Origin of the sequence: Streptomyces sp. NPDC101191 (assembly GCF_044767915.1) — a bacterium.
In the GTDB taxonomy this organism is placed as follows: Bacteria; Actinomycetota; Actinomycetes; order Streptomycetales; family Streptomycetaceae; genus Streptomyces.
The window spans coordinates 1,263,328-1,288,944 of sequence record NZ_JBIWOU010000002.1; the positions used below are offsets into that span (position 1 = coordinate 1,263,328).

Here is a 25,617-nt window from a genome sequence, read left to right on the forward strand (position 1 = left end):
CGGGCCTGTTGGGAGGCGGTCCGGACGGATTGTCAGTGCCGGGACCTACGGTCGTTTCCATGACGCGATCCGTACAGGCGCTCGCCTACGCCCGCCCCTCCGCCCTCGAGCCCGCCGGCTCCGGGCGGCTGCTCGGTCTGGAGACCTCGGGGGGCCTCACGCCGCGCGGCGCCGAGGCCCATCCCCGGTTCTTCTCCGGATTCCTCACCTCGCCGCAGGTGGCGGCGCGCGGGCTGCTCGCCGTGGCCGACGTGGCGGCCGCGCGCTACCACCAGCGGATACGGCCGGGTTCCCTGGACCCCGTGGTGACCGGCAACGGCGACCGACTGCGCTTCGAGTCCTTCTCGGGCTGCGGCGGGGTGTACGCACGGCTGGACGTGCTGAGTGCGGGACTGGACGGCTCCACGACGGGCCACGGCACGACGAACGTGGATGTGAACAATCCCCTGCGGGAGGCGCTGTCGCGGCTCACCGGGGACGACCCGCTGCATCTGCGGGTCGGACCGGAGGAGTTGGCGGTCACCACCCTCGACGGCCCGGTCGTGGAGAAGAAGGTGCCGCTGCCGGACCGCTGGCTGCGCGGCTTCGCCGAGGCGCAGGTCTCCTCCTCGGGCTTCGACCTGCGGGCAGAGCTCTCCGCTGCGGAGGCGGTCCGCTTCCTGCGCTCGCTGCCGCGTTCCCCGGGGCGGGGCCGGGGCCCGCTGTGGGTCGTCCCGTCCGGCCGGACGCTGCGGCCGACCCCCCGCCCGGTCGCGGGGGCGGTCTGCCTGGCGGGGCCCGACCGGCTGATCGCGCTCGAACGCGTGCTGCGGCACGCGACGGCGCTGCGGGTCTACGGGCCGGTGCCGGACGGCGGGTCCGCGCCGAGCGCCTGGGAGGTACGGCTGCCGGGCATGCGGCTGACGCTGACCCTGTCCCCCGACCCGGCGCGCGGCTTCTCCGGCGAGGGCGGTGTCCTGGAGGCGCTCGCCACGGAGGAGGCGGCGCAGGACGCGGAGCTGATCTCGGTGCTGCTGGCCTGGGAGCCGCGGATCGACCCGGCCGATCTGGCCGAGCAGTCCGGCCTCCCGGTCGAACGGGTGCGGGCGGCGCTGACCCGGCTCGGCACGGCGGGGCGCGTGGGGTACGACGTGGCGGACGCGGCCTACTTCCACCGCGAGCTCCCCTACGACGCGGACCGCGCCGAGCGGCACAACCCGCGCCTGCTCTCCGCCCGGGCGCTGCTCGCGGAGGGCGCGGTGACGCTGGACGGCGCGCTGGCCACGGTGGGCTCCGGCGAACGGCGCTATCAGGTGCGGGAGTCGGAGACAGGGCGGCTGAGCTGCACCTGCGCGTGGTGGGCGGAGTACCGCGGCCGGCGCGGGCCGTGCAAGCACGCACTCGCGGTGCGGATGGCACGGCGCGGGGCGTCGGCTGGTGCGGCGGCCGGTGTGGCCGTCGGTGCGGTGGTCGGCGCGGCGGGGGGCGCGCGATGACGGAGACGACGCACACGGGGGCGACGGGCCCGGGCGCGAGCGCGACGGTGACGGAGACGGGCCCGGGCGCGAGCGCGACGGTGACGGGGACGGGAACGGCGGGGGCGGGGACGGTGACGGGAACGACGGTGACGGGGGCCGGGACGGTGACGGGGACGACGGTGGAATCGGCCGGGACGGCGACCGAGGTGCAGGAGCTCCTCCGGGCGGTCCGCTCCGGTGCTCGTCCCTCGGTGGAGCAGATCCTCGCGCGGCTGGACGCGGGCGGGCGCAAGGCGGCGCTGCCGCTGCTCAAGGAGCTGCGCAAGGAAGTGCGCGGCTGGAGCTGGGACCGGTGGGACGCGCAGCAGAAGGTGCAGCGGGCGCTGCGGGTGGCGGGGGCCGGGTGTCACACGGGTGCCGCCGCGGCGGCCGCCTGGATCGGCTCACGCGATCTGACGGACTGGGGCCGGAAGACGACCGACGAGGTCCTCTCGGTGCTCGCCGACCGTGAGCCGGCCTGGCTCGCGGACGTGGCGCGGCGGCTCGCCGAGCGACCGGCGGTCGCCGAGGAGGAGTACCGGCTGGTGCACGCCCTGGTGGTCCGCTCCGGCTGTGCGGCGCCGACCAACGAGGCCTATCTGCGGGGGTGGACGCAGGAGATGGGGAGCGGGCGGCTCGTGGAGCGGTTGCGTGCCGATCCGCAGACGCCGGTGCTCGTGCCGTACGTCATCGCCCTGGCCGAGACGCCGGACCGGCTGACCTGGTCGGCGGGGCCGGGGGACGACGGGCACTGGCCGACCGCGCTGAAGCAGCTCGCCGACGAGGGGGTGCTCGACCGGGCCGCTCTCGTCGACGGCTGCGCGGCCAGGCTGCTGCGCGGCGGGCGGCCGCGCGATCTCCGCTTCCCGCTGGCGCTGCTGCAGCGGCTCGGGACGACGGACGAGGAGCGGCGCGCGCGGATACCCGACTGGCTGGGCATGGTGGCGGACGCGCCGTCGCCGGTGGCGGCGCACGCGCAGGAGATCCTCGCGGAGCTGGCGCTGGCCGGCGGGCTCACGGTGCCGCAGGTGGCGGAGATGTCCGGCGCGGTGCTGTTCCGCCCGGAGAAGAAGCTGGTACGGGCGCAGCTGACGCTGCTCGGCAAGGTGCTGCGGCGGGAGCCGGAGGCGGCCGGGGAGCTGCTGCCGGTGGTCACGGACGCGTTCGGGCACGAGGACACGGCGATCCAGGAGCGGGCCCTCGCCCTGGTCGGCCGTCACCTGGCGCGGGTGGACGAGCGGGTACGGGTGGAACTGGGCGGCGCGGCGGAGCTGCTGAGCCCGGTGCACCGGCCGGCCGCCGTGGAGCTGTTCGGCGGGTCCGCGGTGGCCGACACCGGTCCGTACGAGGAGGTCCTGCCGCCCGTTCCGGAGCCGCGCCCGCTGGCGCCCGCGGCCGAGACGGTCGCGGAGCTGATGGAGGACCTGGTCCCGTTCGCGCGGAATCCGTACGAGTCGGTCGAGGACTTCGAACGGGTCCTGGACGGTGTCGTCCGGCACGCGTACCGGGACCGGGAGGCACTGGCGGCGGCGGTGCGGGAGACGTTCGCGGGGGCGTACTGGCTGGAGGACCGGGACCATGTCTCCCGAAGCTCGGAGGGCGTGCTCACCGTGCTCGCCGCTCTCGTCGGCGCGGTGCGGCCGGCCCGGCTCGACATCGCCCGCAGGCGCCCGGCCGGCACGCCGGGCTGTGCGCACGAGGCGCTGACCCGGGCGATCGACGTCCGCTCGTGGGAGGCCGCGTGGCTGATGGCGACAGGGGCGCCGGTGCCGTTCCTCCTGGCCACCCCCACCCGGCACACCGGGTCCGTCGATCCGCTGGTGCTGGTGGACAGGCTGCGGGAGTACCGGGACTCCGGGGTCGAGCCCTTGCCGGTGGATCTCGCGCAGGCGCTGCTGCGGGTGCGGAAGGCCGATCCTTCGGCGGCGGAGGCCGCCGAGCGGGCGGCGGGGCTGGGCACCCGGGCGGGTGCGCGACTCGCGGACCTGCTGACGGCGGCCGAGCCGTTCGCGCCGGGGCTGCGGCTCCTGCCCAAGGGCAAGGACAGCCGGTCGGGGGCGTGGTGGCTCGCGGACCGGCTGGTGCTCGCGGTCCGGGAGCACCGGGCGATCAGGAAGGAGTTCCCGTCCGCGTTCCACTGGCTAGGTGCGGAACCGATGGAGATCGCCCGCGGGTGCAACGGGTACCACTGGTCGGGAATGCGACCGCTGTGGCCTGGGGTGCTGCCGGACGACCGGGAGACCCTCGCGGCCTGGCTGCTGCCGACGCTGGCGGGCGGGGCCGAGTGGGAAGAGCGGGGAGCGGCCTGGGGTCTCACGGCGCTCGCGGAGGGCGACGGCCCGGTCGGTCCGGCCGTGCACATGGCGCTGGCCCTGGGTCTCGGCTGCCGGCACGCCGAGGACCGACTGACGGCGGTGGACGCGCTGCTCGTCCTCGCGTCCCGGGGCGAGCTGGATCCGTCGCTCCTCGCCGCGCGGCTCGCCGAGCTGATCGCGGACGGGACGGTGAAGCCGAACCGGCTCGCGGACGCGGTCCGTACGGCAGCGGCGACGGGGGCGTACGCGACGGTGCACGCGGTGCTCGCCGAGCTGCTGCCGGGGCTGCTCACGGCACCGAAGCCGGTGCGCGGGGCCGGGGAGCTGGTGGCCGTGGCCGCCGAGTGCGTCGAGCGGTGCGGGGCTTCGGGTGAACCGGCGGGTCTCGCCGAGACGGCGGCGCGGCCGGGCTCCTCGCAGCTGGTGACGCAGGCACGCCGGCTGCTCGCCGCACTCGGACAGGGGAGCGATCGGACTCCTTCAGAAGCGGTCCAAACCGGTCACTAGGCCCCCAGATCGGCGCTTAACCCGTCAGTCACAAAGCGTTCGTGATCACGCAACACCGCTGGGTCACAGTGAGGTCATGACCGACATGACGCCCACCAAGAACGCCCGCCGCTCCCACCACTGGCGGCACGACCTGATCGAGCTCGCGGCCCTGTTCACCGCCGTGGTGGTGGCCGACACGATCGCCAAGACCATCGCCAAGGGGCCGGACGGCCCCTACCTGCTGGTGTTCTCGGCGATCGCCCTGGTCGCCACGGCCGCCTTCCACACCTGGTGGGCCCGGCGGCACAGTCATGCCCCTCCCGTGGACGATCCCGGCGGCAGCGGGCCGGCCCCGCTGCCGCCCGCCGTCCGTTCCGGGGCCGCCCCCGACGGGGACCCCGGCGGCACGGTCCTGTGGCGGATGCGGACCACGGTCCGGGACACCCCCGGCAGCCTCGCCGCGCTCTGCACGGTGCTCGCCCGGCACGGCGTCGACATCCTGACCCTGCAGACGCATCCGCTCGCCGAGGGCACCGTCGACGAGTTCCTGCTCCGCGCGCCCGCCGCCCTCCAGACGAGCGAGCTGACCCGGGCCGTCGCCGCCGCGGGCGGCAGGGACACCTGGACCGAGCGGGCCGACGCGCACGACCTCGTCGACACCCCGACCCGGGTGCTGGGGCTCGCCACCCGCACCGCGCTCGACGCGGCCGAACTGCCGCTCGCCCTGCGCCAGCTGCTCGGCCGGTCCACCATCCACTCGGTGCCGCCGGTCTCCCTCACCGGGCGGCCGACCGGCGAACCCGCCCCCGTGGAAGGGGTTCTGGAGGAGACGGTTATGCGGCTGCGCGACCCGAACGGCGGCACGATCGTCGTCGAGCGGCCCCATCTGCCGTTCACGCCGACGGAGTTCGCCAGGGCCCGCGCCCTCGTCGAGCTCGATGCCCGGCTCGGGTCACGCATCCCCCGCAGCCGTGACGTCTTCACCCTGCCCGAGGGCAACGAGATCACCGTCCGCCGCGCCGACCAGCGCGACCTGACCGCCGCCCGGGCCATGCACGACCGCTGCTCCAGCCGCACCCTCGGCCTGCGCTACCACGGTCCGGTCGGTGACGCCGACCGGTACCTCGACCATCTGCTGAGCCCCCGCTTCGGCCGCACCCTCGCCGTGCAGACCGCCTCCGGCCGGGTCGTCGCCCTCGGCCACCTGCTGTGGGACGGCGACGAGACCGAGGTCGCCCTCCTGGTCGAGGACGACTGGCAGCGCCGCGGCATCGGATCCGAACTCCTGGGCAGGCTCGTGGCCCTGGCCGTGGAGGCCGGCTGCGACAGCGTCTACGCGGTCACCCAGTCCTCCAACACCGGCATGGTGGCCGCCATGCGAGCGCTGAACCTGCCCCTCGACTACCAGATCGAGGAGGGCACCCTGGTCATCACCGCCCGCCTGGACGGCCGCCAGGCCAAGGCCCCGGAGACGACCCCGGACGCGGCCGCGGACGCGCCGACCGCGCGCCGGGCCCGGCGCTGACCTCTGCCGGGACGATGGTGCGGACGCCCGGCGCTGACCTCTGCCGGGACGATGGTGCGGACGGCCGGCGAACCGCCCGGGCGGCACCCCGGGCGGTTACCGGGCGGTAGCGGAATATCGCCCTGCGGAGTTCGGCCAATGGCCGATTCCGGCAGGGCGTGCGCGGCCCGTCCCGCCGGGCCCCACGGCCGGGGACGCCACCCGGACGACCTGCCGGGAGCTCCCCGCCGAGGCCGGGGCGGCTCCTTCCGCCGGCCTGGCGCGGACGTCTCGGCCCAGCCGTACCGGCACCGCGTTCCGACGACGGCACCGTCTGAATCCGGCCAAAGTCGACCGGGGCACTGACGCCCCGCTGCCGACCCCGGACGGTCCGCACCGGCGGGAACCGATCGGGTCGCACGTCAAGCGCGGGCGGGGTGTGCCGGAGTCCCTGGCGCGCTCCCTCGCACCTGGCCCGAGGCCCGCTCGGCGGGCCCGGCCGGTGCGGACCCTGCCGACCTGCGGCGACGCACCGGGACGGCACCGCCCCGCCGCACGGGGCGCCCCCGGCGGACATCGGTCCGATCCTCCGGAAGGGGGCGCGCCGAGCGCCCCGCGCGCCGGTTCCGGGCGCTCACTTGTCAGCCGAGTGAGCTCGGTTGAGGTGACGCGAGGACCACGAACGGGCGAGGATGAGCGTCATGCCAGAGACTTCCAGCGCCGCACTGCCCCGCCAGGTCGCCGACGACTACGTCGACGCACTCATCGAACTCGACCCGATCGCCGGTACCTTCCTGGGAGTCCACGAGAGCGCGGGACGCCTGCCCGACTTCTCCCCCGCCGGCCAGGAGGCCGTCGCCGAGCTGGCCCGGCGCACCCTCGCCCGGCTCGACGGGGCCGAGCGGCTGCCCGGGGCCGAGGACGAGGCGGAGCGGCGCTGCGCGCGGCTGCTGAGGGAGCGCCTGTCCGCCCAACTCCTCGTGCACGAGGCGGACGAGGGCCTGTGCACGGTCAGCAACCTGCGTTCGCCCGCACACAGCGTGCGGATCTCCTTCACGATGCTGCCCACGGCGACCGCCGCCCACTGGACGGACGTCGCCGCCCGGCTGCGCGCGGTCCCGGCGGCCCTGGAGGGCTACCGCGCCTCGCTCACGCTCGGTCTCGAACGCGGGATGCGGGGCGGCCCCCGGGCCACCGCCACCTTCGTCGGCCAGCTCACCGAGTGGGCCGGCGCGGGCGGCGCGGGCCAGGACGGCGAGACCCGCGGCTGGTTCGAGGGATTCACCGACGGCGCCGAGAAGGCGGACGGCACGGTGCCGGAGGAGCTGCGGACCGAGCTGGCGGAGGCGGGCGCCGCCGCGGACCGGGCCGTGGTGGCGCTGCGGGACTGGATGCGTGACGTGTACGCCCCCGCGGTGGCCGACGCGCCCGACACGGTGGGGCGCGAGCGCTACCGCCGTTGGTCGCGCTTCTTCAACGGCACCGACCTGGACCTCGACCAGGCCTACGCGTACGGCTGGTCCGAGTACCACCGGCTGCTCGGCGAGATGCGGCGCGAGGCCGACCGGATCCTGCCGGGCGCCGACCCGTGGGAGGCACTGGCCCACCTCGACGAGCACGGCACCCACATCGAGGGCGTGGACGAGGTCCAGGCATGGCTGCAGCAGCTGATGGACGAGGCCGTCAAGGCCCTCGACGGCACCCACTTCGAACTCGCCGACCGGGTACGGCGGGTGGAGTCCCGGATCGCACCGCCGGGCGGCGCCGCCGCCCCGTACTACACGGGGCCGTCGGAGGACTTCTCGCGGCCCGGCCGCACCTGGCTGCCGGTGGACGGACAGACCCGGTTCCCCGTCTACGACCTGGTGTCCACCTGGTACCACGAGGGTGTGCCCGGCCACCACCTGCAGATCGCGCAGTGGGTGCACGTCGCGGACCGGCTCTCCCGCTACCAGGCGACCGTCGGCAAGGTCAGCGCCAACTCGGAGGGCTGGGCGCTGTACGCGGAGCGGCTGATGGACGAGCTGGGCTTCCTGCCCGACGCGGAGCGGCGGCTCGGCTACCTGGACGGCCAGATGATGCGGGCCTGCCGGGTGATCGTGGACATCGGCATGCACCTGGAGCTGGAGATCCCGGCCGACGCGCCGTTCCACCCCGGCGAGCGCTGGACTCCCGAGCTGGCCCAGGAGTTCTTCCAGCGGCACAGCAGCCGCCCGCCGGCCTTCGTGGAGAGCGAGATGACCCGCTACCTCTCGGTCCCGGCCCAGGCCATCGGCTACAAGCTGGGCGAGCGTGCCTGGCTGCTCGGCCGCGCCAACGCGCGGGCGGCGCACGGGGACGCGTTCGACGCGAAGGCCTGGCACATGGCGGCCCTGTCGCAGGGCCCGCTCGGCCTCGACGACCTGGTGGACGAGATCTCCCGTCTCTGAGGGCGCGGCGGGAGGGTTTCGTAAGGGATGATCCCCCTTTGGCGCCCTTCCGCCCGATCCGGATGGTGGGCGAACCCCGGGAGGCGCTTGCGCTCCCGGGGTTTTCCCTGCAGGGTCACGCCCATGACCAGCGGATATCTCCCGGACGCCACGGACTGGCGGATCCTCGCGGCCCTCCAGGACCAGGGGCGGGCCAGCTTCGCCGACCTCGCCCGCACCGTGTCCATGTCGCCGTCGGCGGTGACCGAGCGGGTGCGGCGCATGGAGGAGGCCGGGGTGATCGCGGGATACACCGCGGTCGTCGACCAGGAGCGGCTCGGTCTGCCGATCCTCGCCTTCGTCCGGCTGCGCTACCCGAACGGCAACTACAAGCCCTTCCACGACCTCCTCGACACCACGCCCGAGGTCCTGGAGGCGCACCACGTGACCGGCGACGACTGCTTCGTCCTGAAGGTCGCCGCGCGGTCCATGAAGCACCTGGAGGAGATCTCCGGGAAGGTCGGCGCGCTCGGCTCGGTCACCACCAGCGTCGTCTACTCGTCCCCGCTCCCCCGGCGGCCGATCAGCCGCTGAGCGCCTCCCCGCCGGTCCGCAGCCGCACCGCGGAACCGTGCCGGGCCTTGACCACCTCCAGCTGGGCCGGGATGCGGCGGCGCAGGTCGCCGACGTGGCTGACGATGCCGACGCTGCGGTCGCGCTCGCGCAGCGAGTCCAGGACGTCGAGGACCTCGTCCAGGGTCTGGTCGTCCAGGCTCCCGAATCCCTCGTCGATGAAGAGGGTGTCGAGCCGGACCCCGCCGGCCTCGTCGGTGACGACGTCGGCGAGGCCGAGGGCGAGCGCCAGGGACGCGAAGAAGGTCTCGCCACCCGACAGCGTCGCGGTGTCCCGCTCGTTGCCCGTCCAGGCGTCGACCACGTGCAGGCCGAGGCCGGCACGGCGGCCGCCGCTCCTGGCATCGGAGTGGACGAGCGTGTAGCGACCCGAGGACATGCGCTGGAGGCGGGCGGTGGCCGCGGCGGCGACCTGTTCCAGGCGGGCCGCGAGGACGTACGACTCCAGGCGCATCTTGCGCTCGTTCTCGGCGGAGGTGCCGGCCGTGAGTCCGGCGAGCCGTGCCACCCGCTCGTACTCCTCGCGGAGCGGGCCGAGCCGGCGCACCTCGGCGTCGACCTGCCGGGACAGGCCGTCCAGGGCGTCGGCCCGTTCCCGTACGGCGGCGAGCGCCGTGTCGGCGTCGCGCAGTGCCCGCGCGGCGGCGGCGTGCTCGGCCTCGGCGGCGGCCGGGTCGGCGGGCGGGAGGGTGGCGGCGGCCGCGGTGGCGGCTTCCCGGAGCCGGTCCGCGACGGCGGCGGCCTCGGCCTGCCAGGCGTCCACGCGCTGCTGGTAGCCGCGGCGCTCCCGCTCGTCGAGGAGGGCGGCGGCGGCCTCGGCGGGGGTGTCGAAGCCCGCCTTGAAGGCGGCGTCGGCGAGCCGGTCGTCGGCCTCCTTCAGGCCGCGCGCCGCGGCCTCGGCGGCGCGCACGGTCTCGGCAGCCTCCGTGAGCAGGGCGATCCGTCGCTCCAGGAGCGTCGCGTGCGCGGCCACGCTGCCGGCCTCCCCCCGCGAACGTGCCAGTTCTTCTTCGAGCGCGGCGTGCTGCTGCTCCAGCGCCTCCCGCCGCGAAGTCCGCGCGGCCACCCGCGTCTCGGCCTCCCGCTGCGCGCCGACCCGCTCCTCGTACTCCCGCTCGGCCCGCGCGAGCGCCTCGCGCGCGGCATGCGTCTGCGCGGCGAGCGCGTGCGCCCCGGCGTGCTCGCGAGCGAGCTCGTCGACGACGCGGGAGAGCTCGTCGACGGTCGGTTCGCCGGCGCCGTCGGCGTCCGGCCCCTCCTCGCCGGGCCCGCGCACCGCGGACGTCTCCTGGCGGGCGGCCTCCCAGGCCTCCGCCGTCGCGGCGACGGAGGTCTCGGCGGCCGTGCGGGACTCGTCCGCGTCCGTGTAGGCCGCGTAGGCGGCGTCCTCCGCGGCCCGGTCGACGTGGTCGGCGGTGGTGCGGGCCGGATGCGGGTGGCTGGCCGAGCCGCAGACCTGGCAGGGGGCCCCGGGTTCGAGGGCCGCGGCGAGTTCGGCCGCGATGCCCTGCAGGCGCCGCGACTTGACGTCGAGCCAGAACTCGTGGGCCTCGTTGCGGCGTTCGCGGGCCTCGGTCAACCGGGTGCGCGCGGCGCCGAGTTCGGCGGCGAGTGCGTCGCGGCGGTGGGCGGCGGCGAGCCGGCGGCGGGCCGGTTCGAGGCGGCCGCCGAGCTGTTCGGCGCGGGCGGTGGCCTCCTGGGCGTCCTCGACGCGGCGCTGGAGACCGGCCCGGTGCGGTTCCCAGTCGGCCAGCCAGGCGGCGGCGTCCTGGAGGAACTCCTCGTCGGCGCGCGCCTCACGGTCCAGGGCGGCGCGCTCGGCGGCGATCTCCGCGCTGCGCCGCTCGGCGCGGCGGGCGGACTCCAGGCCGCCGAGTTCCTCACGGAGCCGGCGCTCCACGGTGGAGAGGTGTTCCGCGCCCGCCTCCGCGAGGTCGGGGGGCAGCACGGCGCGGGCGCGGTCGCGGGCGGCGTTCGCGGTGCGGTGGGTGCGCTCGGCGTGCTCGCGCAGGCCGAGCGCGGGGGCGACCCGGTCGGCCTTGAGGGAGCGGTCCAGGGCGGTCTGCCACGCGTCGCGCTGCGGGCGCCGGGCGGCGAGGTCGTCCTGCCGGCGCAGTGCGTCGGCGTGCCGGCCCTGCCGGTCGGCGAGCTCCCGTTCGGCGTCGAGCGCGATGCGGGCGGCGATTTGGCGCCGTTCGGCGGCGGCCAGGCGCAGCCGGGCGATGTCGTGGGCCTCGCGGGCGTCCGTGCGGGCGAGGGCGGCGGCGGTCTGGACGGCTTCTGCGAGGCCGGGTTCGCCGGGGCGCTGCTGAGGAGGCGTGCCGCCCGTCCCGGCGGCCTGGGCCATCCGGTGGGCGAGGGCGAGGAGCCGCTCGTCGCCCTCGCGGACCTCGTGCTCGGCGGCCCGGCGCAGCTCGGCCAGGCGGTCCTCGACGGCGGCGAAGCGCCGGGTGTCGAAGAGCCGGCCGAGGAGCTTGCCGCGGGCCTCTGCGTCGGCGCGGAGGAAGCGGGCGAAGTCGCCCTGCGGCAGCAGCACGACCTGGCAGAACTGGTCGCGGCTCATGCCGAGGAGCTGGGTGATCTCCTCGCCGATCTCCTGGTGGGAGCGGCTGAGCCCCTTCCAGGTGCCGGTCTCCGGGTCGTACGCGCGCAGCGTGCTCTGGGCCTTCTCCGTGGTGAAGCCGCCACCGCGCTTCTTGGGACGCAGCTGGGCCGGGCTCCTGGTGATCTCCAGACGCCGGTCCCCCACGGTGAGTTCGAGGGTGACCTCGGTGGTGGTGCCGGCGGGCGCGTGGTCGCTGCGCAGGACGGTTCCGGGGCTCTGGCGGGCGCCGGGGACGGCGCCGTACAGGGCGAAGCAGACGGCGTCGAGGACGGAGGTCTTGCCGGCGCCGGTGGGTCCGTGGAGCAGGAAGAGACCGGCCGACGACAGGGCGTCGAAGTCGATCTCCTGGGGTGCTCCGAAGGGCCCGAAGGCGGAGATCGTCAGACGGTGGAGCCTCATCGGTCGCTCACCTCGCGCTCGGTGGCGTCGACCCGCACGGCGTCGAAGGCGCCGTGCAGGACGGCGCGCTCCTCGCCGTCGGGGCCGGCGCCGCCGCGTACGTGGGCCACGAAGTCCTCCGCGATCTGCCGGTCGCTGCGGTCGCGCAGCCGGGTGGCGTAGGAGACGAGCGGCTCGTCGTCGGTGCGCTCGGGGTCGAAGACCAGATGGAGGGTGTGCGGGAAGCGTTCGGTGAGCCGGGCCATGGGCTCCGCGGGTCGCACCGGATCGGTGAGGGTGGCCTCGACCCAGGCCTCCTCGTGGCGGGCGAGTCCGGGGTCGGCGAGCAGGTCGTCGAGCCGGCCGCGGATCCGGGCGAGCGGGCGGGGCACGGGGCAGTCGATCCGCTCGGCGGTGTCGATCGCGCCGTCCGGTCCGAGCTCGATCAGCCACATCGTCTTGCGGTGGGTGGTCTCGGAGAAGGAGTACGCGAGGGGCGAGCCGGAGTAGCGGATCCGGGGGGTGAGGGTCTGGCTGCCGTGGAGGTGCCCGAGAGCCACGTAGTCGACGCCGTCGAAGACTCCGGCGGGCACGGCGGCGACGCCGCCGACGGTGATGTCGCGCTCGCTGTCGCTGGCCTCGCCGCCGGCCACGAACGCGTGGGCGAGGACGACGGAGCGGGTGCCGTCGGGCCGGGTCGCGAGGTCGGCGCGGACGCGGTCCATGGCGGCGCCGAGCACGGCCTCATGCGCCGCCTTCTCGGCGGCGAACTGCTCGCGGACCAGGGCGGGTTCGAGGTAGGGCAGGCCGTAGAGGGCGACATCGCCGTGGGCGTCGGGGAGGACGACGGGGGTGCCGATGCCGGCGGGGTCGGTGCGCAGGTGGATGCCGGCGCGACCGATGAGGCCGGCGGCGACACCGAGGCGGCGGGCCGAGTCGTGGTTGCCGGAGATCATGACGGTGGGCACCCCGGCGTCGGCGAGCCGGTGCAGGGCGGTGTCGAAGAGCTCGACGGCGGTGAGCGGGGGCACGGCCCGGTCGTAGACGTCACCCGCCACGAGGACCGCGTCCACCTCGCGCTCGCGCACCGTCGCCACCAGGTGGTCGAGGAACGCGGCCTGGGCGTCGAGCAGGGCGACCCGGTGGAACGAGCGTCCCAGGTGCCAGTCCGACGTGTGCAGAAGCCTCATGAGCCGTGAGGGTATCGGTGGGGTACGACAGCGCGGGGGGCCGTCGGCGCCTGCTCAGGCATCGCCGTAGGCCTCCCCGCCCAGTTCGAGGGTCGCCTCGCCGGCCGTGGCGTCGGCGAGCCAGGCCGTGAAGTCCGTCACGTCGGCGTCGGGCAGCCCGATCTCGATGGTGACGGCGGCGCCGTAGGTGACCTCGCGCACGGTCCGGCCGGTGGACCGCAGGTCGTTCTCGAGCTTGCCGGCGCGGTGGTGGGCGACGGTGACGGTGGCGAGCCGGTAGCGGCGCCGGGTGACCGTGCCCAGCGCGTCCAGGGCCTCGCCGACGACTCCGCCGTACGCGCGGATGAGGCCGCCCGCGCCGAGCTTCACGCCGCCGTAGTAGCGGGTGACGACGGCGGCGACGTACCGCATGTCGCGCCGCATCAGCATCTGGAGCATGGGGACGCCCGCCGTCCCGCCGGGCTCGCCGTCGTCGGAGGCCTTCTGGACGGAGGCGTCCGCGCCGACGACGTAGGCGAAGCAGTTGTGGGTGGCGGTGGGGTGCTCGCGGCGGATCCGGGCGACGAACGCCTGCGCCTCCTCCTCGGTGGCGACGGGCGCCAGCGCGCAGAGGAAACGCGATCGGTTGATCTCGGACTCGTGGACGCCCTCGCCGGCGAGCGTGCGGTACTGCTCCTGCATCCGGCCAGCCTATGCGCCCGGGGGACCCGCCCCGTGCGCGGGCGGCTCCCGCCCCTCCCGGTCCGGGCCCGGGAATGACCGAGGGTCATGGATCGTTCACCAGGACGACCCGGCGATTCGCCCGAGTACGGAAGTGACGGAAGGCAGCGGCACATGAGCGTCGAGACCAGGTCGGCCGAGACGGAGTCGGAGACCGTCCGCAGGATCCTCACCGAGAGCGGCGACACGTGGGCGATCGTGGGGCTGTCCAACAACAGGGCCCGGGACGCCTACAAGATCGCCGCCCTGCTCCAGCGCTTCGGGAAGCGGATCGTGCCCGTGCACCCGAAGGCGGAGACGGTGCACGGCGAGCAGGGGTACGCGACCCTGGCCGACATCCCGTTCCCCGTCGACGTGGTCGACGTGTTCGTCAACAGCGGCCTGGCGGGCGCCGTCGCGGACGAGGCGGTCGCGATCGGCGCCGAGGCGGTCTGGTTCCAGCTCGGCGTGATCGACGCCGCGGCGTACGCCCGGACCCGCGAGGCCGGCCTGGACATGGTCATGAACCGCTGCCCGGCCATCGAGATACCGAAGCTCAGCTGACGACGGGCCGCTCCGGCGCGGGCTCGGGCTCCACACCGAGCCCCTCCAGGACGACGGCGCCCGGCAGCTCGGCGAAGGCCTTGCCCGGCAGGATGAGCTTGCCGCGCCGCCGTCCGCTGCCGACGAGCACCCACTCGGTGTCCACGACGGTGGCGTCCACCAGGACCGGCCAGCCCTCGGGCAGGCCGAGGGGCGTGATGCCGCCGTATTCCATGCCGGTGTCGCCGGTGGCGACGTCGGCCGGCGCGAAGCGGACCTTGCGGGAGCCGAGCTCCTTGCGGACGACCCCGTTGACGTCGACCCGGGTGGCCGAGCGCACCACACAGGCGGCCAGGGTCGTGGTCTCGCCGCGCCGGCCGGCGACGATCACACAGTTCGCGGACGCGTCGAGCAGCTCCGGCCCGTGGTGCTCGACGAAGACGGACGTGTCGGCGACGGCCGGGTCGGAGTCCACGTAGAGGATCGAGTCGGCGGGGACGGTGCCCCGCCAGGCACGGACGGCCGCGGCGACGGGTTCGGGCAGCAGGTCCAGGCAGTCGGTGGCGGGTCGGACGTCGGCGAAGTCTCCGATGGGTGCGCGCATACCGGACACGCTAACAAGTGGGCGCCCTGGCACGGCTGTTCGTCTCACCGTACGGGCGGAGCCGGGCCGCGCCGGCTCGGCGCACGGGCTCACCGTGCGGGCGGAGCCGGGAACGTACGGGCGGAGCCGGGCGCGGGAACGCACCGTACGGGCGGAGCCGGGTGCGGGAACGCACCGTACGGGCCGGGGCGCGCGGGCTCAGCGTGCGGGCGGGATGGAGACGGCCATGGTCATCTCGACCGTCTCCTCGCCCTCGTTGCGATAGGCGTGCGGCACGTTGCTCTCGAAGACCGCGGAGGTACCGGCCGGGATGAGGTGTTCCTCGCCGTCCACGACGAGGGTGAGCGTGCCCGCCGTGACGTGGAGCAGTTCGGTGGTGCCGTCCGGGTGCGGGTCGGAGGCGCTGCCGTCGCCCGGCATCAGGGTCCAGTGCCACAGCTCCAGCGGGCCGCGGGCCTCGGTACCGGCGAGCAGTGTGGTGTGGCTGCCGGTGGACGTGGACCACATGCGGACGGCCTGGTCCGGCGGGACGAGGCGGACATGGGGGCCCTGCTCGTAGTCGAGGAGGGTGGTGATGGAGACGCCGAGCGCGTCGGCCAGCTTGACCGTGGTGCCGACGCTCGGGTTCGTGCGGGCCTGCTCGATCTGGATGATCATGCCGCGACTGACCCCGGCCCGGGCCGCGAGCGCGTCGAGAGTGAAGCCGCGCTCGTTGCGCCAGCGCTTCAGGTTCCGGGCGAGCGACTGGGTGAGCTGGTCGAGGTCCGACACATTCCGTCCAATATTTTGAATGACAGAGTCCAACAAGCTGTACTACCGTGTGGTGCACCCGATTGTTCATTGCACTGTACTGCGAGGCACCACCGATGACGGCACTGACGGCGATGTTCGCCCTGGCCACCAGCCTGCTCTGGGGCCTGGCCGACTTCGGCGGGGGCCTCCTCACCCGACGCTTCCCCGCGCTGACCGTCGTCGTGGTCTCCCAGAGCATCGCCGTCGTCGTCCTCGGCACCCTCGTCCTCGCCACCGGCGCCCTGGGCGAGGCCGGCCCCCGGCTCTGGTACGCGGTCGCCGCGGGCGCGGTCGGCCCGGCCGCGATGCTCGCCTTCTACCGCGCCCTCGCGCTCGGCCCGATGGGCGTGGTCTCACCGCTCGGGTCCCTGGGTGTCGTCGTGCCCGTCGGCGTCGGACTCCTCCTGGGCGACCGCCCGGGCCTGCTGCAGTTCGCCGGGATCGCGGTGGCGGTCATCGGCGTGGTCCTCGCCGGCGGACCCGAGCTGCGCGGCGCTCCGGTGCAGCGCCAGGCGGTACTGCTCACCCTCGTCGCTGCCTTCGGCTTCGGCGCGGTGATGGCCCTGATCTCCGAGGCGTCCACGAGCCTGACCGGGCTCGTCCTCGCGCTGTTCGTACAGCGCGTCACCAACGTGGCGGTGGGCGGCGGCGCCCTGTGGCTCTCCGTCCGGCGCGGCGGCCGGGTGCTGCCGGAGGACGGCGGCGGCGTGCGGGCCGTGGTGGCCGCGCTCCCGGCGCTCGCCTTCGTCGGCCTGGCGGACGTCGCCGCCAACGGCACCTACGCCCTGGCCGCACAACGCGGCCCGGTGACGGTCGCCGCGGTCCTCGCGAGCCTCTACCCGGTGGTGACGGCGCTGGCCGCCCGCGGGGTGCTCAAGGAACGCCTGCGGGCCGTGCAGGCGGCGGGCGCGGGACTGGCCCTGGTGGGAACGGTCCTCCTGGCCACGGGCTGACCCGGCCGGCGGCCGCGTACGCCTCCGGCCGGCGCTCCGACGGATCCCGACCCGCCGGACATCCCTGCCCGGCACGCCTGCGGTCGGCGCTCACGCCCGGGCGCTCACCTGCTCGACGCTCCTGCTCCGGCCGCTCGCGTCCCCGGCGCGCCTGCCCGGGTGCGCCTGCCCCGGCCCCACCCTCCAGGGCGCCGATCGGCTCAACTCTCCCGCGCGGCCAGGTCGGTCACGTCGTCGAGGCGGTCGTCGAGCGCGTCGAGCGCGTCCAGGTCGTCCAGGGCCGCGAGCGCGGCCAGCTGCTCCGGCGTGATGCCGTCGGGGATCGGCTTGGGCGCCGGGGTCCGCAGCGGCGGCTGCCAGCCCTTCTCCGGGTCGTAGGAGCGGACCACCTTCGCCGGTGCGCCCGCCACCACGGAGTGGTCGGGCACCTCGCCCCGCACGACCGCTCCGGCCGCCACCACGACGTTCCGGCCGAGCCGGGCGCCGGGCAGGATCACCGCCCCGGTGCCGAGCCAGCAGCCGGGGCCTATCTCGACGGGCGCGGAGCGCGGCCACTGCCGGCCGATGGGCTCGTCCGGGTCGTCGTAGCTGTGATTGGTCGAGGTGATGTAGACGTACGGACCGCAGTAGACGTCCGAGCCGATCGTGATCGGGGCGTCGGCGATGACGTGGCTGCCCCGGCCGAGGACGACCCCGTCACCGAGGGTCAGCACGGTGTCCCTGCCGAGGTCGAGGTCCGGCAGCATGCCGGCGGTCAGTGTGACCTGCTCGGCGATGATGCAGCAGGCACCGATCTCGATCCACTGCTCACCGAAGACGGACCCCTGCGGGAAGGCGAGCCGCGTGCCCTCGCCGATCCGGCGGAACCGCAGCCGCCCCGGGTGCTCGGCGGTGACCGCGCCCGCCTGCTGGATCCGGCGCCACCCGCTCTGCAGGGCGTTGGCGACGACGCGGCGGCGCCAGGCGGTCAGCGAGGAGAACGTGTTTCTGTTCCGGGGCACCCGGCCACCGTAGTCGGCGGCGTCCTGGCCGATCGGCCCGGTGCGCTGTGATGTCCGTCATGGGCCCGGACTAGTCTTCCGCCCGAGGCGTGACGGAGCGAAGGAGCGGAACGATGGCAGAAGCAGTGCCGGGGGCATTGATCAAGGGTGTCGGCGGCAAGGAGCCGAAGGTCGACCCGACCGCCTTCACGGCGCCCACCTCGGTCGTGCTCGGCGAGGTCACCCTCGGGCCGCGCGCCAGCGTCTGGTATCACGCGGTGCTGCGGGCGGACTGCGGTCCGATCGAGATCGGCGAGGACGCCAACGTCCAGGACAACTGCACGGTCCACGTGGACCCGGGCTTCCCGGTGTCGATCGGCGCGCGCGTCACGATCGGTCACAACGCGACCGTCCACGGCTGCACGATCGAGGACGACGTCCTCGTCGGCATGGGCGCCACGGTCCTCAACGGTGCCCGGATCGGCGCCGGTTCCCTGGTGGCCGCGCAGGCGCTGGTCCCGCAGGGGATGGAGGTGCCGCCGGGCTCGCTGGTCGCGGGCGTGCCCGCGAAGGTGCGCCGGCCGCTGACCGAGGAGGAGCAGGCGGGCATCCGGCTCAATGCCGAGATGTACCTGCTCCTCGCCAAGGGCCACGCCGAGGCCTTCGAGGACTGATCCCCGGGGCGGGGCCGCGGAGGTCGGGTCGGACCCGGGATGATCCGCAGGGCCCGGCCTGGTCGGCCGGGACCCGGCCTAGTCGACCGCGGCCTCGGCGGTCGCCGGGGCCGCGGTCCGCGCCTCGGCCCGTGCCTCCTGCGCCGCCACGGCCTTCTTGGCGCGGCTCTTCAGGACCAGCATCGAGGTGAGTCCGATGAGCACCGCGAGCACCAGGCCCAGCCACGAGAAGCGCTTGAGCCAGGCCTCGGCGACGACGCCCACCGAGTAGATGACGGCCGTGGTGCCGCCGGCCCAGAGGATGCCGCCGAAGACGTTGGCGATCAGGAACTTCCAGTACGGCATGCGCAGCACGCCCGCGAGCGGACCGGCGAAGATCCGCAGCAGGGCGACGAAGCGGCCGAAGAAGACCGCCCACATGCCCCACTTCTCGAAGGAACGCTCGGCGAGGCCGATGTTGGCCTCGCTGAAGTGTTTCGGGAACCTCTTGCCCAGCTTGGTGAGCAGCGGCCGCCCGCCCTTGCGGCCGATCGCGTAGCCGATCGAGTCGCCGACGATCGCCCCGACGCTGGCGCAGGCGCCGAGGACGTACGGGTCGATGTCGCCGTGCTGGGAGGCGAGCAGCGCCGAGCTCACGAGGACGATCTCGCCGGGCAGCGGGATGCCCAGGCTCTCGACCCCGATCACCACCCCGACCAGTGCGTAGACGGCGACCGCGGGGATCGTCTCCAGCCATTCCTGGACGTGCACGCGGGTTCCTCTCCCGGGTCGGCGATCGAATGCGGGCAGGGTACCGCGAAGTCGGTAAGCCGCCGCTAAGCGGCCACCCAGGTCCGGGCCCGCAGCCGGAGGTCGCGGGAGGAGGCCCCGACCCAGACCTCGCGCGCGCCGGTGCCGAGCACCCAGTCGTGCCGGGCCACGTCCCAGGAGGACAGGACCCGCGCGGCCACCGGGACGGTGATCCGGCGGCGCTCGCCGGGGGCGAGCGGGAGGCGACGGTAGCCGGCGAGAAGGCGGAGCGGCTGGTCGATCCCGCGGGCGGCGAGGTCCGGCGAGGGCCCCGCGTAGACCTGGGCCACCTCGACGCCCGCGCGGGTCCCGGTGTTGGTGACGGTGAAGGTGACCTGCAGCCCGTCGGCGTCGGGCACGACGGTCAGGCGCTCGTAGGCGAAGCGCGTGTACGACAGGCCGTGGCCGAAGGGGAAGAGCGGAGTGACGTCCTCGGCGTCGTACCAGCGGTGCCCGACGTGGACGCCCTCGCCGTACTCCTCGACGCCGCCCTGCCCGGGATAGCGGAAGGGGTCGCCGGCGGTGGGGTGGGCGGTCTCGGAGCGCGGGAAGGTCTGGGTGAGCCGGCCGCCGGGATCGACGTCGCCGAAGAGGACGGCCGCGGTGGCGGGGCCGCCCTCCTGGCCCGGGTAGTACATCTGGAGCACTGCTCCGGTGTGGTCCAGCCACGGCATGGTGACGGCCGACGAGGTGTTGAGGACCACGGTGGTGCGGGGGTTGGCGGCGGTCACGGCCCGGATGAGGGCGTCCTGCCGGCCGGGCAGGGCGAGGTGGGTGCGGTCGCGGCCCTCGGTGGCGTCCTCGTAGGCGAAGAGCACGACGCTGTCCGCGGCGCGGGCGGCGGTGACCGCCTCGGCGAGGTCGGTGGCCCGATCGGCTCCGCCGGCGGCGCGCAGCCGGATCCGCTGCCCCGCGGTGCCGCCCTGGGCGGTGACGGTGACGCGGTGGGTGCCGGCCGTGAGGCGGCGGTCGGCGCGGCGCACCTGCAGTCCGTCCGCGGCCCGCCCGCCGAGCCCGCCGTTGACGTACCCGGCGGCGAAGAGTTCGTCGCCGTCGAGGGTCACGCGGGGACGCCGCCCGCTGTAGTGGACGAAGAAGCTCCAGTCGTCGTCGGCCGTGGTGGTCAGGGTGCCCTCGTAGGAGAAGCTCGCGCCGGCGGCGACACGGACGTCGTCCAGCCGGTCGGCGGGTTCGGTGCGCGCCAGCGGCTTGCCGTAGACGTCCTCGCCGAGGGCGTACGTCACGGTGGCGCCGGCGCCCGCGCGGGCGCGCAGGGCGTCGAGGGGGCTGACGGCGGCTTCGGGGACGACATGGGCGCTGCCGCCGCCGCTGACGAAGGGCACGGAGCCCGTGGGCCCGACGACGGCGATCGAGCGGACCGCCCGCCCGGTGAGCGGCAGCGTGCCGCGCTCGTTGCGGAGCAGGGTGGCCCCGGCGGTGGCGACGCGGAACGCGAGGCGGGCCCCGGCCCGGGGGTCGCGCTCAGGGCGGGGCGCGACGTCGCTCGGGTCCTCGAGGAGGCCGAAGCGTTCGCGTACGGAGAGGACGCGGCGGACGGCGGTGTCGACGGCGGCCTCGTCGATCCGTCCGTCGCGCACGGCGCGGCTCAGGGCCGCCCCGTAGTAGGCGCCGCCGGGCATCTCCATGTCGCAGCCGGCGGTGAGGGCGGGCGTGGTGGAGTGGACGGCGCCCCAGTCGCTCATGACCCAGCCGTCGAAGCCCCAGCGCTCGCGGAGGACATGGGTGAGCAGTGTGCGGCTCTCGGTGGCGTGGACGCCGTCGACCTTGTTGTACGCGGCCATCACGGCGCCCGCGCCGGCGGCGACGGCGGCTTCGAAGCCGCGGAGTTCGGTCTCGTGGAGGGTCTGTTCGCCCGCCCGGACGTCGACGGACATCCGGTCGCGTTCCTGGTTGTTGAGGGCGAGGTGTTTGACGGTGGCGATCAGGCCCTCGGCCTGGATGCCGCGGATCTCCTCGGCGACGAGGTCGGCGGAGAGCAGCGGGTCCTCGGAGAAGGTCTCGAAGTTGCGTCCCGCGTACGGGGTGCGGATGAGGTTGACCATCGGCGAGAGCAGCACGTCCTGGCCGAGGGCGCGGCCCTCGTGGCCGATGACGCGGCCGTAGGCGCGGGCGAGTCCCGGGTCGAAGGCGGCGGCGAGCATGACGGGCGCGGGGAGCGCGGTCGCGGCCTTGCGGACGCGGACCCCGGCGGGCCCGTCGGCGAGGCGGAGTGCGGGGATGCCGAGGCGGGGGACGCCGGGCACGTAGCCGGCCTGCCCGAGTGCGTCGGGGTCGGTGGCGCCGTGCAGCAGTGCGGTCTTCTCGTCGAGGGTGAGCTGGGCGAGCAGGGCGGCGACCCGCTCGGCGGCCCGGGTGGCGGTGCGTCGGGCGGCCCGCTCGGCGGCCCGGGTGGGTGCGGCGCCGGCCGGGGTGACGCCCAGGGGGACGGCGGTGAGGGCGGCCGCGCCGGCGAGGGCGAGCAGCAGCCGGCGCCGGGAGACCCGGCGCGGCGCGGGAGCGGTGGTGGGCTCGTCGTGGTCCGGGGTGGGGACGTGGGGCACGGCGGCGCTCCTTCGAACCGGCACGATTCCAGCGATCATGCGCTGATCGCACTATGCGTGACGGTTCGTCCGTTTCCGCGTCGCCGTGCCGAGAGCCGTGCCCGCGCCGCGAAGGCGTCGCGCGACCCGCCCCCGAATCCGCGTCAGGAGTTGGGGCGCAGGGTCCAGACGACGGTCATCTCGCCGGTGACGGCGCCGTCCGCGCGGGTGATGTCGATCTTGACCGGGAACTCCGGGCGCTGGCCGGCGTCGAGTTCGGCCACGACCTCGGCGGCCGGGCGGCCCAGGGTCGCGGTGGCGGTGACGACACCCATCGCGAGCTTCTTGTAGCCGATCTCGGCCTTGACGGCGAGGGGCACCGCGCGGCCCAGCTGGTCGCCGAAGGCGGCCAGGACGATGGCGCCGCTGGCGGACTCGGCGAGGGTGAACATGGCGCCGGCGTGCGGGCCGCCCACGTGGTTGTGGTAGTCGGCCTGGTCCGGAAGCTCCACGACCGCACGCTCGGCGGTGGTCTCCAGGAACTTCAGTCCGAGGGTCCGGGCCATCGGCACGGTGGCGGCGAGCATCTCGCCGACGTTCATCTGGTCTGCGCTCATGGGCCGAGATGTTACCCACCAGTAGCAGTCTTCGCCATCCCCGCACGGGGGCGGGCGTGGCAGGGCCGGGGCCGCACCTCTATCGTTACTGGCCATGTGGCCAGGACAGCAGCCGCCCGGGGGCGAGCAGAACCCGCAGGACCAGAACCAGAACCCGTATGCGCAGCCGGGGCAGCAGCCCGGCTACGGACAGCCGAATCCGTATCAGCAGCCGCCGACGCAGCCGGGGTACGGACAGCCGAACCCGTACCAGCAGCAGCCGACGCAGGCCGGCTACGGACAGCCGAACCCGTACCAGCAGCCGACGGTGCCGCAGTACGCGGTGCCGGGGCCCGTGCAGCCGGGCGGCGGTGACGGGGGCAGGAAGAAGCAGACGACGCTGGTGGCGATCGTCGCCGCCGTGGCCGTGCTCGCGGCGGCCGGTGTCGCCGGCTACCTGGTGCTCGGCAAGGACGACGACAAGAACGACCAGGCGGACGACCCGAAGCCGACGCAGTCGGCGCCGACCGCGCCCAGCACCTCCTCGTCGCCGCTCGACAACCCGCGCGACGCGGCCTCGCACCAGCCGACGATCCCCGGCTGGAAGGTCGTCTACAACCCCAAGTACGGCACGCTCTTCGACGTGCCGCCGGACTGGGAGCTGTCGAAGCCGGGCGTCGTCACGTACTTCGAGGACGAGAAGAAGGGCGACGGCTCCCCCGTCGTCACGATGTCCGCGCCCGCGCACCTGAAGAGCAACTGGTGCGCGTACGACACCGACAAGAACGGCACCGAGGAGACCTGGGGCCTGAGCACCGCCGGCACCAAGGGCGGCCAGGGCGCCAAGGACACCGCCGAGGCGGCGTACAACGAGGCCGGCAACTGGGTGTGGGCGGGCTACGCCCAGCACATGCCCAAGGGCACCATCAAGATCACCAAGGCCGTGCCCTACACCACCAAGTCCGGCCTCCAGGGGAGCATGGCCACGGCCGTCGCCCCGAACATCAAGAAGCGCAACAGGTGCGAGTCGGACGGCAAGTCCGTCGCCTTCTCCTTCAAGAACGCCAAGGGCGACTTCTCGTCCTTCGTGCTCTACGCCGCCAAGGGCGTGAAGGAAGAACTGTCCGACGCCACCATCAAGCAGGTCGTCTCCACCGTGCGCCTTGCTCCCGAGGCCCCGGAGTCGTCCTGATCCGCGCCCGCACACCCGGCTGGGCCGGTCGGAACTACCTGCTGCTGACCGCCGCCGCGATCGTCACCAACCTGGGCACCCACGGCGCCCTGATCGCGGCGGCGTTCGCCGTCATCCAGTCCGGCGGGGACGGCGGGGACGTCGGCCTGGTGGCGATGGCCCGCACCCTGCCGCTCGTGCTCTTCCTGCTCATCGGGGGCGCCATCGCCGACCGGGTGCCCCGGCACCGGGTGATGGTCGCCGCCAACGCCCTCAACTGCGTCTCGCAGGCGGTGTTCGCCGTCCTGGTCCTCACCGGCGAGGCACGGCTGTGGCACATGATGCTGCTCACCGCGCTGTGCGGCACCGGGCAGGCCTTCTTCAGCCCCGCCGCCGAGGGCATGCTGATGTCCAGCGTCGACGGCGAACAGGCCAGCCGCGCCTTCGCCGTCTTCCGCATGGCGATGAACGGCGCCGGCATCGGCGGGGCCGCGCTCGGCGGCGCCCTGATCGCGGCCTTCGGCCCGGGCTGGGTGCTCGCCATCGACGCGGCCGCCTTCGCCGCGGCGGGCGGCCTGCGCGCCTTCCTCGACGTCCGGCACGTCGCCGAGCGCGCGCCGGGCGGCGGGCTGCTCGCCGATCTGCGCGAGGGCTGGGACGAGTTCGTCGGCCGCTCGTGGCTCTGGGCGATCGTGGCCCAGTTCGCCGTCGTCGTCGCGCTGGTCGGCGCGGCGGAGTCGGTGTACGGACCGCTGGTCGCCCGCGACGAACTGGGCGGCGCCCGGCCCTGGGGCCTGGCGCTCGCCGCGTTCGGCGTGGGCACGCTGGGCGGCGCGATCCTGATGGCCCGCTGGAAGCCGCGCCGGATGCTCCTCGTGGGCACCCTGGGCGTCTTCCCCATCGCCCTGCCCTCGGCGGCCCTCGCCGTTCCGCTCGACGTGGTCGGCCTCTCCGTGGCGATGTTCGTGAGCGGTGTGGCGATCGAGGTCTTCGGCGTGTGCTGGATGACGACGCTGCACCAGGAGATCCCGGAGGAGAAGCTGTCGCGGGTCTCGGCCTACGACTGGTTCGGCTCGACGGCCATGCTGCCGCTGTCCACGGCCCTCGCGGGCCCGGCGGAGAGCGTCTTCGGCCGGAGCAACGCGCTGTGGGGCTCGGCGACGGTCATCGTGCTCGTGACGGCGCTGGTGCTGCTGGTGCCGGACGTACGCAACCTGACCCGGCGTACGAAGCAGGTGACGGGTTCCGAACCGGATGCGGCCGGCGTGACGGCGGCCGCCGGGGCGCCGACGGTCGGAGCGCCGACGGTCGCGGCGATGCACGCCGGAGGGGCGGCCTCGCCCGGAGCGCTGTCCGTCGGCGGAGCCTCGCCGGCCGGTTCGCCGCAGCCCGAGGCGGTGGAGGGTGCCGGCTCAGCCGATGCCGAAGGCACCGTCCGGGGGCACGGGTGACGGCACGGCCTCCGTGTCCCGCACCGGCCGTGCGGAGCCGGTGAGCCGGGCCAGGGCCGTGCCCCACTCCACGCGGGCCGGGAAGGCGTCCCCGGCCGCGCGGCGGGCGAGGCCCGCGGTGTCGATCTCCCGGTCGGAGGCGACCAGGACCGCGTTGCCGAAGCGGCGTCCGCGCAGCACCGCCGGCTCGGCGATCAGCGCGAGTTCGGGGAAGACCGTCGCGAAGGTGGCGAGTTGGGAGCCGAGGAACGCGAAGGGCGCCCCGTCCGCGAGGTTCGCCGCGTAGGTGCCGCCCGGGCGCAGGACCCTGCGGGCCTCCCGGGCGTACTCGACGGACGTGATGTGCGCCGGCACCCGCGAGCCGCCGAAGACATCGGCGACGATCAGGTCGGCGGAGGCGTCCGGCGCCGCTTCCAGCCACTCCCGGGCGTCCGCTCCGTGCACCGCGACCCCCGCGTCCGCCGGCAGCGGCAGGTGCTCGCCCACCAGGGCGAGCAGCCCCCGGTCGGCCTCGACCACCTGCTGCCGGGAGCCGGGCCGGGTGGCGGCGACGTAGCGGGGCAGGGTGAGCGCCCCGCCGCCGAGGTGCAGGACGTCCAGCGGGGCGCCCTCCTCCGCGGCGTGGTCGACGACATGGGCGAGCCGCTGGACGTACTCGAACTCCAGGTGCGTCGGGTCGTCGAGGTCGACGTACGACTGGGGCGCGCCGTCGACCGTGAGCAGCCAGCCCCGCTCGGTGTCCACGTCGGGCATGAGCCGGGCGGTGCCCCGGTCGACGTCACGGATGACGGGAATCTGCTCGTTCAC

The 25,617-nt window shown here is 74.9% G+C and carries 20 protein-coding genes; 10 read left to right on the forward strand and 10 right to left on the reverse strand.

The features are described 5' to 3' along the window. The first annotated feature begins 59 nt into the window (after positions 1–59). From ACIRQF_RS12540 to ACIRQF_RS12560, 5 genes are all read left to right on the forward strand, one after another. Positions 60–1,475, forward strand: coding sequence for an SWIM zinc finger family protein (locus tag ACIRQF_RS12540; RefSeq protein ID WP_404091499.1), 1,416 nt, complete (start codon positions 60–62; stop codon positions 1,473–1,475). Beyond that, on the forward strand, positions 1,472–4,318 hold the full coding sequence (locus ACIRQF_RS12545; protein WP_404091502.1) for a DUF6493 family protein: 2,847 nt from the start codon (positions 1,472–1,474) through the stop codon (positions 4,316–4,318). The genes ACIRQF_RS12540 and ACIRQF_RS12545 overlap by 4 nt, the downstream gene beginning before the upstream one ends. Before the next feature lie 85 nt (positions 4,319–4,403). Continuing rightward, on the forward strand, positions 4,404–5,825 hold the full coding sequence (locus ACIRQF_RS12550; RefSeq protein WP_404091794.1) for a GNAT family N-acetyltransferase: 1,422 nt from the start codon (positions 4,404–4,406) through the stop codon (positions 5,823–5,825). A gap of 680 nt (positions 5,826–6,505) precedes the next feature. Further along, a complete protein-coding gene (locus ACIRQF_RS12555) occupies positions 6,506–8,233 on the forward strand; it encodes a DUF885 domain-containing protein (protein WP_376631772.1) in 1,728 nt (575 codons plus the stop codon). Between the two features lie 123 nt (positions 8,234–8,356). Beyond that, a complete protein-coding gene (locus tag ACIRQF_RS12560; protein ID WP_376631774.1) occupies positions 8,357–8,806 on the forward strand; it encodes an Lrp/AsnC family transcriptional regulator in 450 nt (149 codons plus the stop codon). Here the strand turns inward: ACIRQF_RS12560 and ACIRQF_RS12565 are convergent. The 3 genes from ACIRQF_RS12565 to ACIRQF_RS12575 are packed head-to-tail and all read right to left on the reverse strand — an operon-like array spanning position 8,796 to position 13,699. Beyond that, positions 8,796–11,849, reverse strand: coding sequence for an AAA family ATPase (locus ACIRQF_RS12565; protein WP_404091505.1), 3,054 nt, complete (start codon positions 11,847–11,849; stop codon positions 8,796–8,798). The two genes, ACIRQF_RS12560 and ACIRQF_RS12565, sit on opposite strands and share 11 nt — an antisense overlap. After that, positions 11,846–13,018 (reverse strand): exonuclease SbcCD subunit D, encoded by a 1,173-nt coding sequence (locus tag ACIRQF_RS12570; protein WP_404091508.1) that lies wholly within the window; start codon positions 13,016–13,018, stop codon positions 11,846–11,848. The genes ACIRQF_RS12565 and ACIRQF_RS12570 overlap by 4 nt, the downstream gene beginning before the upstream one ends. Positions 13,019–13,072: 54 nt before the next feature. After that, entirely contained in the window at positions 13,073–13,699 is a 627-nt protein-coding gene (locus tag ACIRQF_RS12575; RefSeq protein WP_389752826.1) for a YigZ family protein, read from the reverse strand. A 153-nt stretch (positions 13,700–13,852) separates the two neighbouring features. On the opposite strand from ACIRQF_RS12575, the gene ACIRQF_RS12580 reads away from it, so the two are divergent. Further along, entirely contained in the window at positions 13,853–14,281 is a 429-nt protein-coding gene (locus ACIRQF_RS12580; RefSeq protein WP_382482282.1) for a CoA-binding protein, read from the forward strand. Here ACIRQF_RS12580 and ACIRQF_RS12585 read toward each other — a convergent pair. Together ACIRQF_RS12585 and ACIRQF_RS12590 are read right to left on the reverse strand one after the other, a co-directional pair. Next, positions 14,274–14,864, reverse strand: coding sequence for a YbaK/EbsC family protein (locus ACIRQF_RS12585; protein WP_404091513.1), 591 nt, complete (start codon positions 14,862–14,864; stop codon positions 14,274–14,276). The two genes, ACIRQF_RS12580 and ACIRQF_RS12585, sit on opposite strands and share 8 nt — an antisense overlap. A 198-nt stretch (positions 14,865–15,062) precedes the next feature. Continuing rightward, complete coding sequence (locus ACIRQF_RS12590) at positions 15,063–15,635, reverse strand: helix-turn-helix domain-containing protein (protein ID WP_376631786.1); 573 nt, start codon at positions 15,633–15,635, stop codon at positions 15,063–15,065. 104 nt (positions 15,636–15,739) lie between these two features. On the opposite strand from ACIRQF_RS12590, the gene ACIRQF_RS12595 reads away from it, so the two are divergent. Continuing rightward, positions 15,740–16,609 carry an EamA family transporter gene (locus tag ACIRQF_RS12595; protein WP_382482426.1) on the forward strand — a complete coding sequence of 290 codons (870 nt, stop codon included), beginning with the start codon at positions 15,740–15,742 and terminating at the stop codon, positions 16,607–16,609. Positions 16,610–16,809: 200 nt separating this feature from the next. On the opposite strand, the gene ACIRQF_RS12600 is transcribed toward ACIRQF_RS12595, so the two are convergent. Beyond that, the gene (locus ACIRQF_RS12600; protein WP_382482286.1) at positions 16,810–17,610 is read right to left on the reverse strand and encodes an acyltransferase; all 801 of its coding nucleotides are present in this window, start codon (positions 17,608–17,610) and stop codon (positions 16,810–16,812) included. Between the two features lie 113 nt (positions 17,611–17,723). Between ACIRQF_RS12600 and ACIRQF_RS12605 the strand changes: the two genes are divergently transcribed. Beyond that, the gene (locus ACIRQF_RS12605) at positions 17,724–18,263 is read left to right on the forward strand and encodes a gamma carbonic anhydrase family protein (protein ID WP_376631790.1); all 540 of its coding nucleotides are present in this window, start codon (positions 17,724–17,726) and stop codon (positions 18,261–18,263) included. Positions 18,264–18,341: 78 nt separating this feature from the next. On the opposite strand, the gene ACIRQF_RS12610 is transcribed toward ACIRQF_RS12605, so the two are convergent. The 3 genes from ACIRQF_RS12610 to ACIRQF_RS12620 form a co-directional block, all read right to left on the reverse strand. Next, positions 18,342–19,013 (reverse strand): DedA family protein, encoded by a 672-nt coding sequence (locus ACIRQF_RS12610; protein WP_403522410.1) that lies wholly within the window; start codon positions 19,011–19,013, stop codon positions 18,342–18,344. A 65-nt stretch (positions 19,014–19,078) separates the two neighbouring features. Then, positions 19,079–21,613 (reverse strand): glycoside hydrolase family 3 C-terminal domain-containing protein, encoded by a 2,535-nt coding sequence (locus ACIRQF_RS12615; protein WP_404091518.1) that lies wholly within the window; start codon positions 21,611–21,613, stop codon positions 19,079–19,081. A gap of 143 nt (positions 21,614–21,756) precedes the next feature. Next, positions 21,757–22,194, reverse strand: a complete 438-nt coding sequence (locus tag ACIRQF_RS12620) for a DUF4442 domain-containing protein (protein ID WP_382482428.1) — start codon at positions 22,192–22,194, stop codon at positions 21,757–21,759. Positions 22,195–22,303: 109 nt separating this feature from the next. On the opposite strand from ACIRQF_RS12620, the gene ACIRQF_RS12625 reads away from it, so the two are divergent. Then, entirely contained in the window at positions 22,304–23,380 is a 1,077-nt protein-coding gene (locus ACIRQF_RS12625; RefSeq protein ID WP_376631796.1) for a hypothetical protein, read from the forward strand. Then, a complete protein-coding gene (locus ACIRQF_RS12630) occupies positions 23,377–24,810 on the forward strand; it encodes an MFS transporter (RefSeq protein ID WP_404091798.1) in 1,434 nt (477 codons plus the stop codon). Before ACIRQF_RS12625 ends, ACIRQF_RS12630 begins: the two co-directional genes overlap by 4 nt. Here the strand turns inward: ACIRQF_RS12630 and ACIRQF_RS12635 are convergent. Further along, positions 24,772–25,617, reverse strand: coding sequence for a spermidine synthase (locus tag ACIRQF_RS12635; protein WP_376631798.1), 846 nt, complete (start codon positions 25,615–25,617; stop codon positions 24,772–24,774). The two genes, ACIRQF_RS12630 and ACIRQF_RS12635, sit on opposite strands and share 39 nt — an antisense overlap.

Bases quoted from the DNA above. Each gene is read 5' to 3' on its own strand.
- ACIRQF_RS12540 (WP_404091499.1), top strand. From the start codon at position 60: ATGACGCGATCCGTACAGGCGCTCGCCTACGCCCGCCCCTCCGCCCTC.
- ACIRQF_RS12545 (WP_404091502.1), top strand. From the start codon at position 1,472: ATGACGGAGACGACGCACACGGGGGCGACGGGCCCGGGCGCGAGCGCG.
- ACIRQF_RS12550 (WP_404091794.1), top strand. From the start codon at position 4,404: ATGACGCCCACCAAGAACGCCCGCCGCTCCCACCACTGGCGGCACGAC.
- ACIRQF_RS12555 (WP_376631772.1), top strand. From the start codon at position 6,506: ATGCCAGAGACTTCCAGCGCCGCACTGCCCCGCCAGGTCGCCGACGAC.
- ACIRQF_RS12560 (WP_376631774.1), top strand. From the start codon at position 8,357: ATGACCAGCGGATATCTCCCGGACGCCACGGACTGGCGGATCCTCGCG.
- ACIRQF_RS12565 (WP_404091505.1), bottom strand. From the start codon at position 11,849: ATGAGGCTCCACCGTCTGACGATCTCCGCCTTCGGGCCCTTCGGAGCA.
- ACIRQF_RS12570 (WP_404091508.1), bottom strand. From the start codon at position 13,018: ATGAGGCTTCTGCACACGTCGGACTGGCACCTGGGACGCTCGTTCCAC.
- ACIRQF_RS12575 (WP_389752826.1), bottom strand. From the start codon at position 13,699: ATGCAGGAGCAGTACCGCACGCTCGCCGGCGAGGGCGTCCACGAGTCC.
- ACIRQF_RS12580 (WP_382482282.1), top strand. From the start codon at position 13,853: ATGAGCGTCGAGACCAGGTCGGCCGAGACGGAGTCGGAGACCGTCCGC.
- ACIRQF_RS12585 (WP_404091513.1), bottom strand. From the start codon at position 14,864: ATGCGCGCACCCATCGGAGACTTCGCCGACGTCCGACCCGCCACCGAC.
- ACIRQF_RS12605 (WP_376631790.1), top strand. From the start codon at position 17,724: ATGGCAGAAGCAGTGCCGGGGGCATTGATCAAGGGTGTCGGCGGCAAG.
- ACIRQF_RS12620 (WP_382482428.1), bottom strand. From the start codon at position 22,194: ATGAACGTCGGCGAGATGCTCGCCGCCACCGTGCCGATGGCCCGGACC.
- ACIRQF_RS12625 (WP_376631796.1), top strand. From the start codon at position 22,304: ATGTGGCCAGGACAGCAGCCGCCCGGGGGCGAGCAGAACCCGCAGGAC.